The sequence below is a fragment of the Thioalkalivibrio sp. ALMg11 genome (assembly GCF_000377905.1).
GTDB lineage: Bacteria > Pseudomonadota > Gammaproteobacteria > Ectothiorhodospirales > Ectothiorhodospiraceae > Thioalkalivibrio.
Genome location: NZ_KB898871.1, coordinates 518,646 through 528,228 on the forward strand (window position 1 = coordinate 518,646; position 9,583 = coordinate 528,228).

The following is a 9,583-nucleotide window of genomic DNA, read 5'->3' on the forward strand; positions in this document are numbered from 1 at the left end:
GTCGGGTGAAGCCTCTAACAACCGCCAGAATCTCCAAGGGGGAGTCGTGATGTCCCTGATCAATGCTCCAAAGGCCGGGTCGAAGTCCGGGCCAAGGTTTGGCTTCGTCATCCTGCTGCCGGCCTTGTTGCTGGCAGGCTGTGCCACGACGGATTATCCGGAGGCCCCGACCTCCATCGAGCGCACGGTGATCGAGCAGTACATCATCGGTCCCGGCGATTCCCTGCAGGTATCCGTGCGCGGCAACCCGGACCTCTCCACCGGTGTGTCGGTACGCCCCGACGGGCAAATCACGACCCCGCTGGTCGAGGATATCCAGGCGAGCGGGCAGACGCCCACGGAGCTGGCCCGAGTGATGGAGGAGGAGCTGTCCCGTTTCCTGCGTGACCCGATCGTCACGGTGATGGTGACCAGTTTTGCCGGGCCCTATAGTCGCCAGATCCGCGTGATCGGGCAGGCCGCCGCGCCGCAGGCGCTGCAATACCGCGAAGACATGAGCGTGATGGACGTGATGATCGCGGTGGGCGGCATTACCGATTTTGCCGCCGGCAATCGCGCGGTGATCGTGCGCAACGAGAATGGCGAGCGCAAGCAATATGGGGTGCGCCTGGACGACCTGGTCAACGGTGGCGATATTTCGGCCAACGTGGACATGCTGCCCGGTGACACGCTGATCATTCCTGAACGACGCTTCTGACGAACCCGGAACGGGGGGCCGGTTTCCGGGTGGGTGGGCCTTTGAGGCGCCGCCCGGGAACAACCGCCCCCATTGATCGGGCTCGGGGACGGTAGCAATGGATTCCCTGAAAAGGATGAACAACTCTTCTGTGTACGCGCCTCGGCGAGGGGGCTAGTCGTGCGCATCTTCGGCCACTACATCCGCCGCCGCGTCCTGATGCTCGCGGGCGCGGAGTTGCTGGTGGCGTATCTGTGCCTTTATGCGGTGCTGACCCTGCCGCCCTTTCAGCCGGAGGCTCTCAGTCTGCTGGACCCCCAGCTGATGGTGGCGACGCTGGTCGTCCTGGTGGTACTGACTCTGGCCGGCCTGTACGAATCCGACTACCTCGCGACCCACAGCACGCTGCGGTCGCTGCTGCGCCTGGTTCCGGCCATCCTGGTTGTGGGTGGGTTGCTGCTGGCCTATGGCGCCATGGTCCCGGCTGCGCTGTTTTCGCCGACCGCAGTCGGCGGCGGCGTGCTGCTCCTGCTGACCGGTCTGGTCGCCGAAAGGACGCTCTGGCGCAACTTTTCCGAGGCGGATGCCTTCAAGCGCCGGGTCCTGGTCCTGGGCACCGGCAGCCGGGCCTGCGCGATCGACACGATCCATCCGGACAAGTATTCGGAAGAGTTGCCGTACCGGGTTATCGGGTACATCGCTACCCTGGGCGAAAAGGATTACGCGCGGGATCCGGGGCGCCATTTCCAGCTCGGGCGCGATGCCAGCCTGCTGGACATGGCGCGCGAGCACCGAGTGCACGAGATCGTGGTCGCGATCCGCGACCGACGCCACAACCTGCCGATCGGGCAGCTGCTCGAGTGCAAGCTCAATGGGGTTGCCGTTACCGACGTCTCGAGTTTCTTCGAGCGTGAACTGCAGAAGGTCCAGCTGGATTCGCTGAACGCCAGCTGGTTGATCTTCGGCGAAGGCTTCCGGCAGCACTGGACGCGCAACGCGGTGAAGCGGACGTTCGATGTGCTGGCCAGCGCCACGCTGCTGCTGGTGACCCTGCCGGTGATGCTGGCCACCGCCCTGGCGATCAAGCTGGAGAGTCGTGGCCCGGTGTTCTACTGGCAGACCCGCGTGGGCCGGGGGAATGCCCCGTTCGAGGTCTGCAAGTTCCGCAGCATGCGCGAGGATGCCGAGGTCGATGGCGTCGCGCGCTGGGCGGTGCATGACGACGACCGCATCACCCGCGTCGGGCGCCTCATCCGCAAGCTGCGTATCGACGAGCTGCCGCAGGTCATCAACGTTTTCGAGGGCAGCATGTCGTTCGTCGGACCGCGCCCGGAGCGGCCGGTATTCGTCGGGCAGCTCACCGAGCAGATCCCCTATTTTCCCGCGCGCCACACCATCCGGCCGGGTATCACCGGCTGGGCTCAGGTGCGGTATCCCTACGGGGCCTCGGTCGAGGATGCGCGGCAGAAGCTGCAGTACGACCTGTACTACGTGAAGAATCACACCCTGTTTCTGGACATCCTGATCCTGTTCGAGACCGTCAAGGTTGTGCTGTTCGGCCGCGGGGCCCGCTGAATCCGCGATGCTGATGCCCCTGGCCGCGACGAGCTATCTGACGGCGGCACTTGCGTTCCTGGTCCTGGCCGTTGTGACCGTGGTGCGCTGGCGCAATCGCCCCTCGGCCCTGTGGGTAGTGCTGGCCTCGCTGTTGTCGGTGGGATGGGCCGGATATCTGGCCTTTCTCGCCTGGCACTACGGGACCAGCGCTGCGATCTCCGGTGGGGTGATGGAGGTGGCGCGCAATGCCGGTTGGTTTGCGGTGTTGCTGGCGCTGCTCGCCGGCAGTGGCAGCCGCCCCGGGGTGGAGCCGCGTGCGCTGCGCTGGTGGGGGGCGGCCACCACGGCGTTCCTGCTGTTCATCCTGGTGCCGATGCTGTGGCCGCAGTTGCTGGGCGCCATCTGGCCGGGGCTGGCAACCCTGTTGATGGCGATTGCCGGACTGGTGCTGGTGGAGCAGGTCTACCGCAACACGCCGCCGCAGAATCGCTGGGAGATCAAGTTTCTCTGTCTGGGCCTGGGCGGCCTGTTCGCGTTCGACCTGTTCCTGTTTGCGGATCTGGTCCTGTTCCAGACGATCGACAGCCCGTCCTGGCAGGCCCGCGGGTTCGTCAACGCGCTGGTGGTCCCGTTGCTCGGGGTTGCGGTGAGTCGGCGCCTGCCGCACCGCGAGGGGCCCACGCTGTCCCGCCATCTGCTGTTTCACACCGCATCGCTGTTCGGGGCCGGGCTGTATCTGCTGGCGGTCGGGGGCGCGGGGTATTACCTGCGTCACCACGGGGGCGATCTGGGCGCGCTGCTGCAGGTCACCCTGCTGTTCGGGGCCGTGCTGCTCCTGGCGATCGTGCTCTTTTCCGGCAGCGTCCGCGCCCAGTTGCGCGTCTGGCTGGCCAAGCACTTCTTCAACTATCGCTACGACTACCGCCAGGAGTGGTTGCGGTTTACCGGCACCCTGGCGCAGACCGACCACGAGACCCCGTTTCGCCAGCGCGCCATCCAGGCCATCGGCGAGCTGGTCGAGAGCCCCGGAGGGCTGTTGTGGGTTCGTCGTGACGACACCACCTTCGCCCTCGACGGGGTGCTGAATCTGGGCGAGCCCGACTACCCGGCGCTGGAACCGGACGACCCGCTGGTGGCGTTTCTGACCCAGTCCGGCTGGGTGATCGATATCGACGAGTTCCGCCGCGATCCGGCGTTCTATCACGGGCTCGAGCTGCCGCAGTGGCTGGTGGATAACCCGCGCCACTGGGCCGTGGTGCCGCTCCTGAAAAGCGACGGACTGGAGGGCTTTGTCGTGCTCGCCCAGCCGCGGGCCCGGCATCGCATCGACTGGGAGGAGCGCGACTTGCTGAAGACCGCGGGCCGCCAGCTGGCGGTCTACGTGGCCCTGGTGCAGACCGACGAGGCGCTGCTGGAGGCGCGCCAGTTCGAGACCTTCCACCGGCTGGCGGCGTTTCTGGTCCACGACCTCAAGAACGTATCGGCCCAGCTGTCCCTGATCAGCTCCAACGCCGAGCGTCACCGCGACAACCCCGAGTTCGTGGCGGACGCCTTCCGCACCGTCGGCAATGCGCGCGAGCGTCTGGAGCGCACCCTGGCGCAGTTGCGCAAGGCGCAACCGGGTGCTGACAGCCCGCGTCAGGCGATCGTCATGGACGCCCTGCTGCACGAGGTCGCTGGTGATAGCCGCGAGATCCATCCGGTGCCCCGAGTGGCGATCGAGGCCCCGGCCGAAGTCCTTGGAAACCGCGATGCGCTGAGGAATGTGCTGCTGCATCTGGTGCGGAACGCGCAGGAGGCTACACCGGATAACGGCGATATAACCTTGACCCTGAAAACCCGGGACCAATGGGTCATTATCGGAATCAAGGATAACGGGTCCGGCATGGACGAGGACTTCGTTCGTCGGCGGTTGTTCCGTCCGTTCCAGACCACCAAGGGAAACGCCGGCATGGGTATTGGGCTGTACGAGGCCCGCGACCTGGTGGTCCGAATGGGCGGTCGGATCGATGTTTCCAGCCGCGTCGGCGAGGGGACCACCTTCACGCTTCGCCTGCCGCAGTACAGCACATGACGATCCTTCTTGCCGTCCACCATCACGTCCTCCCTGGGCCGGGTGCAATGTAATGGAGTCGATGCTGAAGCTTCTGATTGTCGAGGATGACACCGGCCTGCAAAGCCAGTTGCGCTGGTGTCTGGACGGCTACGAGATCCTCCAGGCCCAGGATCGTGCCAGCGCGATGGCCCACATGCGCCGCCACGAGCCCGAGCTGGTCACGCTGGACCTGGGTCTGCCCCCCGACCCCGCAAACGCCACCGAGGGCCTGGCACTCCTGGAGGAGATCCTGGCGTTCAATCCCGGGGTCAAGGTGATCGTGGTCACCGGCAACGATGATCGCGAGAACGCGCTGAAGGCCGTCGCCCTGGGGGCCTACGATTTCTATATCAAGCCCGTGGACGCCGAACTCCTGCGTCTGATCGTGGACCGCGCCGCGCGGCTGTACGGGCTCGAGGAGGAGAATCGGCGCCTGGCCCGTGGCGGCATCTCTTCGCTGTCCGGGCTCATCACCGCGGATCCGCGCATGCTTCAGGTCTGCCGCATGGTGGAGCGCGTGGCGCCCTCCGACGCGACGGTCCTGTTGCTGGGTGACAGCGGCACCGGCAAAGAGGTCCTGGCGCGCGCCGTCCATGACCTGAGTAACCGCGCCAAGGAGCGCTTCGTTGCGATCAACTGCGCCGCGATCCCCGAGAACCTCCTGGAAAGCGAGCTGTTCGGCTACGAGAAGGGCGCCTTCACGGGTGCTACCCGCCAGACCATCGGCAAGATCGAACACGCCGACAAGGGCACGTTGTTCCTGGACGAGATCGGCGACCTTCCGCAGAGCCTGCAGGCGAAGCTCCTGCGTTTTCTGCAGGAGCGCACGGTCGAGCGGCTGGGCGGGCGCAACGAGATCCCGGTGGACGTGCGCATCATCGGTGCGACCAATCAGGACCTCCAGGCGCTGATCCGCTCGGGCGACTTCCGCGAGGACCTGTTCTATCGCATCAGCGAGATCGCCATCGACATCCCCCCGGTGCGTGAACGTCAGGGTGACGCAACCCTGCTGGCGCACGCGCTTCTGGAACGCTTCGCCCGCGAGCAGGGCAAGCCGCGCCGCGGCTTCACCGCCGATGCGCTGCGGGCGATCGAGGGCCACGACTGGCCCGGCAACGTGCGCGAGATGGAGAACCTGATCCGGCGCGCCGTAATCATGGCCGACGGCAATCTGGTGACCGCGGAAGACCTCGGCTTGCAGGACCGGGATCAGGATCCGGCGCCGGAGCGCCTGCGCGAGGCCCGTGACCGGGCCGAATACCAATCCGTAATCAAGGCGATGGGCCGCACGAACGGCAACATCGCCCAGGCAGCCGACACCCTCGGCATTACCCGTCCAACGCTCTACGGCCTGCTCGACAAGTACGGGCTCAGATGAGGAGCACCATAGTGACTACCCGATATATGCAAGAAGACTCCGGGCTCGCCCGGCCCCGTCCCATCCGGATACCGAACGGGCGTTTGAAGCCCCTGGCCCTGGCCGTGGTGCTGGCCACCGGGGTGGGTCTGGCCGGCTGCGACCAGATCGGGGCGGGCAGCGAACAGGACTACCTCGAACGCGCCCAGGCCCTGCAGGAGAGGGGCGACTACCAGGGCGCACGCATCGAGTACCGCAATGCCCTGCAACTGAATACCGATGCCCCCGCCACCCGGCACAGGCTCGCGGTGGTGTACCTGCAGTTGAACAACCCCGAGGAGGCGCTGCGTCAGCTGGAGCGCGCGCAGTCGCTCGGGATCCCGGAGGCTGAGGTGGCGTTGCCGCTGGCCGAGGCATGGTTCGCGACCGATCGTTTTGCGCGCATCCGCGAGCAGGATGTGCCGGAGGACCTGGCGGCGGAGGAGCGGCCGCGGCTGCACGCACTGCGGGCCGTCGCATTCGCGGGGGTTGGCGAGCGCGAGGCGGCGGAACGCGAACTGGCGCAGGTTGGAGAGCGCGAGCAGGAACCGCTACAGGCCCTGGCGCAGGCCCACCTGTCGATGGCCCAGGGCGATGCCGAGCACGCGATCGCATCCCTGGAGCAGGCGCTCGACCTGCAGCCCGAGCTGGGACAGGCCTGGAGCCTCCTGGGTGACTATCGGCGCATCGCCGGCGATCCGGAGGGTGCGGAAGAGGCCTTCAGCCGGGCCATCGAAGTGCGCCCGGCCTCGGGGCGGGATCACATGGCGCGGGCGATGGTGCGCCTGAATGCCGGCGATCACGAGGGTGCGCGGGCGGATGTCGACGGCCTGAAGCAAGGCGGCTCGTCCCATCCGGGCGTGCATTATCTGGACGGGATGCTCCTGATGGAGCAGGAGCGGCATAGCGAAGCGCGGGCGAGCTTCGAACAGGCCCTGGCCAGCAATCGCTCCTACAGCCCGGCGCTTCTGGGCCTCGGCCTGGCTCATCGCAGTCTGGGCAACATGGAGCAGGCCGAACACAACCTCAACCGTCATGTTCAGGAGAGCCCCGGATCGCTGCAGGGCATTCGTACGCTGACGGCGATCTATCTGGAACAGGATCGCGTGGAGGATGCCCTGCAGTTCGTCGAGCGGGCAAGCCGCGACTACACCGGTGAGCCGGCCGACATGGCCGAGCTGCGCGGGCGACTGCTGCTGGTTGCCGGCGATTCCGAAGCCGGTATCGACGCGTTGCGCGACGCGGCTGCGTCGAGCCCGGGTTCGCAGGGCCTCCAGGAATTGCTGGCGGTGGCGCTGCTCCGGGGCGGCGAGACCGAAGAAGGTCTGGATGCGCTGCGCGCCGCCGGAGGCGGCGAGGCCTCGGCCCAGCAGGTGGATACCACGCTGGTGCTGTACCTGTTGCAGACAGGACGCTACGACGAGGCATTCGAGCGCGCACAGCGTCTGCAGGAGCTCCAGCCGGAAGCGGCCGGTCCGTTGAGCCTGCAGGGCGCTGCCCTGATGGGGCTGGGGCGAATCGACGAGGCCCGGGCGGCGTTTCGTGAGGGCGCCGCGCTGGACCCGGACGATATATCCGTGGCGATGAACCTGGCCGGCCTGGAACTCCAGGTCGGCAACCGCGGGGCGGCGCGCGAGGTGCTGGAAGAGCTTCAGGAGCGCCACCCCGGGCATGCCCGCTCGGCCCAGCGCCTGGCCAGCATGAGCCTGCAGGACGGCGACCAACAGGGGGCGGCTCACTGGCTGCAAACGGCCATCGAATCGCAGCCCGAGTTGCTGCCGCCGCATCTCACCCTGGCCCAGATCCAGCTTCAGGCCAGCGAACCGGAACAGGCCCTGGAGACGCTCCTGGCCGCGCGCGAGCATCATCCCGGGAATCCGGACCTGCTGTACGCGCTGGCGGACGTCCAGCAGAGCCTCAATCGTCCGGATGCCGCGGTTGAGAGTCTCGCGGCGGCTGTCGAGCAGGCGCCGGACAACGTGACCCTGCGTCTCGCCCTGGCCCGTGCGCATGCGCAGGTCGGTGACGATGCCGCGATCGAGAGCACGCTTCGCGAGCTCCTGGAGCAGCAGCCCGACCACTACCGGGCGCGCCTTCTGCTGGCCCGGGGCCTGGTCAACCAGGAGCGCATGAGCGATGCCGAGCCGCATCTGGCGCGGCTGGAAGATCGCTACGAGGACCGCAGCGAGGTCCAGGCCTTGCTGGGCCGCGCGGCCATGCAGCGGGGCGACCCGGAAGCCGCTGTGCAGCATTACCGGGCTGCACTGGCGGACCCGGGTTCGCAGCGTCGGGACTGGGTGCATGCACTGGCGGAGGCGCAGCGCGAAGCCGGGGATGGCGATGCCGGACGGGCCACGCTGGCCGCCTGGCTGGACGAAAATCCGCAGGACCTGGCGACATGGCATATCCACGCGGCGCAGCAGATGGCGGCGGACGACCGGCCCGGAGCGGTGGATTCGTACCGTCGGATCGTCGAGCAGGATGGCGACGATGTGATTGCGCTCAACAACCTCGCATGGTCGTTGCGCGAGAGTGATACCCGGCAGGCGCTGGAGCATGCGCGCCGGGCCGCCGAGCTGGCACCGGAGGCGGCTCCGGTGCTGGATACCCTGGGTGCGGTACTGATCCACGCCGGTGAGCCTGCAGAGGCCGCGGACATCCTTGGCCGTGCCAGCGGGCTTGCCCCGGATGATCCGGGCATTCAGTACCACCTGGCCTGGGCGGAAAGCGAACAGGGCGAGCGCGAAGCCGCCGCTGAACGCCTGCGTCGCCTGCTGGAGGCGCACGACCAGTTCCCCCAGCGGACGGATGCCGAGGCGCTGCTCGGTCGCTTGTAGGCCCGGCGGAACCGGTCGATCAAGGGGGCTGCCGAGAGCAGCCCCTTTTTTGTGTGCGTCAGCCTGGCCGCCGCACATCCATCCGTCCGGCCTGCCCTGTAATCCCGGGCCGGCCCGGGCATTGCTTCGATGTATGGTTTCTGACGGCTGCGTCCGGACGGGGGACTCGCTCGCGGCGGTCGGCCCGGCCCGCTACCGGATGTCGGCGAGGGTGAGCCAATGCCTCTGTTTCGGGGCCGGGTTATCCGTCCCCTCGACTACGGCCCATTGCCGCACCCCTGGAGTCTCCGTAGGTGCCTGGGAGAGGTTCATGAATGTGCCGGCATCGCGTTGATGCCCTGTGTATTCCGACCCGGCTCGGCGGCGCAGTCCGGTCGTGGTGTTGCCAGTCCCTTTTCGTCTTCTTCGGGGCGCCGCAGGTGCTCGGAAAGATGGGGGATGGGGCACCATCCCCACACGCCATCGAGCGACGGGGCTTGAGGCGGCTTTGCTTGCTGACGGCGTTGCAGTTCGCGGATGAAGCTTGGCTACGCATCGCTCACCGCGCCTTGTCAGCGAGCAAAAGGGCCTCAGGCTCGAGAGGGCGTATCCGTCAGTAGGCCCGGCGGACATCCGAAGGGGGTCGAGCACCGGTCCGGGGTGGCGCGAGTCCGAACATGCGCGGTCGCCGGATGGTTGGCGGCGGTGCCGTAAGGGCAGCGCCGGGTTCGCGCGAGGGTCAGTGAGAGCTGTAGTTCCGGGCCCGGATTGCGGAACAAAAAAAGGGCTCCCCGAAGGGAGCCCTCAACTCGATGCCCCGGGGGGAGGGCCATCAAGACTAGAAATCGTTCTAGCGTCGGTTATGCCGCCTGGCGGTAGGCGGAGCGGCGGCGGATGCCACCGACCCCGATGAAGCCGGCCAGGATCAGGAGGGACAGGCCCATCAGCGCCAGGGTGCCCGGTTCCGGCACTGCGAAGCGCAGGCTGCCATCGTGGGTGGACTGGGTTTCGCTGAACAGGGACTGGCCTTCCTGGGTGTCGCC

6 protein-coding genes are annotated in these 9,583 nt (G+C 67.3%); 5 read left to right on the forward strand and 1 reads right to left on the reverse strand.

The annotated features are described in order from the left end of the window. Positions 1 to 49: 49 nt before the first annotated feature. The 5 genes from D578_RS0102590 (at position 50) to prsT (ending at position 8,561) form a co-directional block, all read left to right on the forward strand. Complete coding sequence (locus D578_RS0102590) at positions 50 to 697, forward strand: XrtA/PEP-CTERM system exopolysaccharide export protein (RefSeq protein ID WP_018948438.1); 648 nt, start codon at positions 50 to 52, stop codon at positions 695 to 697. A gap of 159 nt (positions 698 to 856) precedes the next feature. Then, positions 857 to 2,251, forward strand: a complete 1,395-nt coding sequence (locus tag D578_RS0102595) for a TIGR03013 family XrtA/PEP-CTERM system glycosyltransferase (RefSeq protein WP_018948439.1) — start codon at positions 857 to 859, stop codon at positions 2,249 to 2,251. A 7-nt stretch (positions 2,252 to 2,258) separates the two neighbouring features. After that, positions 2,259 to 4,307, forward strand: a complete 2,049-nt coding sequence (prsK, locus tag D578_RS0102600) for an XrtA/PEP-CTERM system histidine kinase PrsK (RefSeq protein WP_018948440.1) — start codon at positions 2,259 to 2,261, stop codon at positions 4,305 to 4,307. A 61-nt stretch (positions 4,308 to 4,368) separates the two neighbouring features. Beyond that, positions 4,369 to 5,706, forward strand: a complete 1,338-nt coding sequence (gene prsR / locus D578_RS0102605; RefSeq protein ID WP_018948441.1) for a PEP-CTERM-box response regulator transcription factor — start codon at positions 4,369 to 4,371, stop codon at positions 5,704 to 5,706. Positions 5,707 to 5,789: 83 nt separating this feature from the next. Further along, on the forward strand, positions 5,790 to 8,561 hold the full coding sequence (gene prsT, locus D578_RS0102610; RefSeq protein WP_018948442.1) for an XrtA/PEP-CTERM system TPR-repeat protein PrsT: 2,772 nt from the start codon (positions 5,790 to 5,792) through the stop codon (positions 8,559 to 8,561). A gap of 839 nt (positions 8,562 to 9,400) precedes the next feature. Here the strand turns inward: prsT and D578_RS0102615 are convergent. Then, positions 9,401 to 9,583 (reverse strand): PEP-CTERM sorting domain-containing protein (locus tag D578_RS0102615; protein WP_026289134.1); only part of this gene is annotated, 183 nt, incomplete at its 5' end.

Coding starts and splice junctions, on each gene's coding strand:
- D578_RS0102590 (WP_018948438.1), top strand. CDS start 50: ATGTCCCTGATCAATGCTCCAAAGGCCGGGTCGAAGTCCGGGCCAAGG.
- prsK (WP_018948440.1), top strand. CDS start 2,259: ATGCTGATGCCCCTGGCCGCGACGAGCTATCTGACGGCGGCACTTGCG.
- prsR (WP_018948441.1), top strand. CDS start 4,369: ATGCTGAAGCTTCTGATTGTCGAGGATGACACCGGCCTGCAAAGCCAG.